Genomic DNA, 1,792 nt, shown 5'->3' on the forward strand with positions numbered 1-1,792 from the left:
ATGGATCGTCTGCAGTTCATTACGGATCAAGTAATAAAATGGATTAAACCAACCAATAAGTACGGCCAGGTTAGCTAACAGGCTATCGATGGTATGGTATTGCCTGATGTGAAAAAGCTCGTGGCGAAAAATCTGCTGGCCTGCTCTGCTATGCAGTTCAATCTGATCGTTCCAGAAAATTGACCGGAAAAAAGAAAAAGGCGTGCCTTCTTCGCGGGTGTGATAAATGATAATGTCGTCCAATTTTTCTCCCTTGTATTTTTCCTGCATTTTTTTAATACGCAGAAGGGCGGTAATTAGAAAAATAGACCCGGTTATCGCTCCTGCCAGGTAAATTATCCAGCCTACCCATTTCCAACTGTACAGGCTGGCTACGGAAAGGTTGCCTATCTCCTCCACTTCCCCATACACGGTTATGATTTCCATTGTACGGATCACCGTCCGATCAATAGTTCCCCCTCCTTCAATCGGCAAAGGAACCTGCATAAATGGCACCAGTAAAGAAAGCAACAGTACGCTCATCAGGTAATAGCGATTGTATTGATGGAAACGATGGTTTCGCAGGAACAACCAATAATACCCTAATAAAATACCGGAACAGACCAGCATTTTGGTAATGATGACCAATAAAAAGGACATGCTTTATTTTTTTGCTGAACGAATTTGTTGGAGCAGGGCTTCCAGCTCCTCAATCGAGATCTTTTCATCTTTTACAAACTGGCTGACCAGATTGGAGGCGGATCCCTCAAAGTATCCTTTCACCAACTGCTGTACTGATCGTTTGCCGTAGTCTGTTTTACTGACCAGCGGTTGATATAAATTATTACGCCCCTGCTGGGTAGCCTGTACATAGCCTTTTTCCATCAGAATTTTAAGTAGGGTGGCGATGGTATTGGAATGCGGTTTGGGTTCGGCTGTTGCATCCATTATATCTTTCAGGAATCCCCGGCCAATGCGCCATAAAACCTGCATAACCTCTTCTTCTGCCTTCGTTAATCCTTTCATATAACTAATAATTTAGTCATAGCAAGATTAAAACTATTTTTTTAGTTATACAAAAAAAATTCATCGCCTACGAGCGTAGAGCCCTAGAGGCCAAAAGAGCGGGAAAGATAATCCTGGTTGAATTCGATAAAAGTAGGGCGGCCGGCGGCGGTTATATTAGGTTGTGCGCACACTAACAGATCTTCACATAAACGACGCATTTCGGACTGCGTAAGCCCGGTACCAGCCTTGATGGAATGTTGTGAAGCCAGCGAGCGGATCAGTTTTTCGCGGCGGGAAAACTTTACATCACTGCTGAAATGTTTGTATTGCTCAAGCAATTTTTCGATGGCGGCTTTTTCATTTCCCTGCAGTATATCAGCCGGACTTCCCTGTACCACGAAACTATTATTGCCAAAGGGTTCTATCTGATAGCCAAGTAATAACATATCGCCCAGCAGTTCCGTTAGCAGGGCTGAATCGCCCGGAACCAGTTCCAGGGTAACCGGAAAAAGACTTTGCTGAGATGGCATTGACTTCCCTACCAATGCCGCCGCATATCGTTCATACAATACCCGTTCATGGGCAAACTGCTGATGAATAAGCAAAAATCCCGTTGTTGTAGGAGCAATGATATATTGTAACTGAACCTGTAAAAGATCTCCATGCTCCAGCAATTGCCATTTCTTCCGGGGTTTTTCCCAGTCAAAATAAAGCGAATCCTCCTCCCCGGTAAGTTTAGCTGCCAGCCCGGCTGCAGCAGTTTTATCCGGTTGTTCAAAAAAGTCTTTCCAGGACGGCATAGAAT

Annotated in this window: 2 protein-coding genes and 1 pseudogene; all 3 read right to left on the reverse strand. The window is 44.3% G+C overall.

Going from position 1 to position 1,792, the window contains the following annotated elements:
• The coding region (locus tag A1D16_RS05475) for a M56 family metallopeptidase (RefSeq protein ID WP_290708274.1) at positions 1–639 on the reverse strand (639 nt) is incomplete at its 3' end.
• 3 nt (positions 640–642) lie between these two features.
• A complete protein-coding gene (locus A1D16_RS05480) occupies positions 643–1,005 on the reverse strand; it encodes a BlaI/MecI/CopY family transcriptional regulator (protein ID WP_290708275.1) in 363 nt (120 codons plus the stop codon).
• Positions 1,006–1,088: 83 nt separating this feature from the next.
• Positions 1,089–1,792, reverse strand: a pseudogene (locus tag A1D16_RS05485) (DNA mismatch repair protein MutL); the annotation flags it as partial.

Origin of the sequence: Flavihumibacter sp. CACIAM 22H1 (assembly GCF_001601815.1) — a bacterium.
Classification (GTDB): Bacteria; Bacteroidota; Bacteroidia; order Chitinophagales; family Chitinophagaceae; genus Flavihumibacter.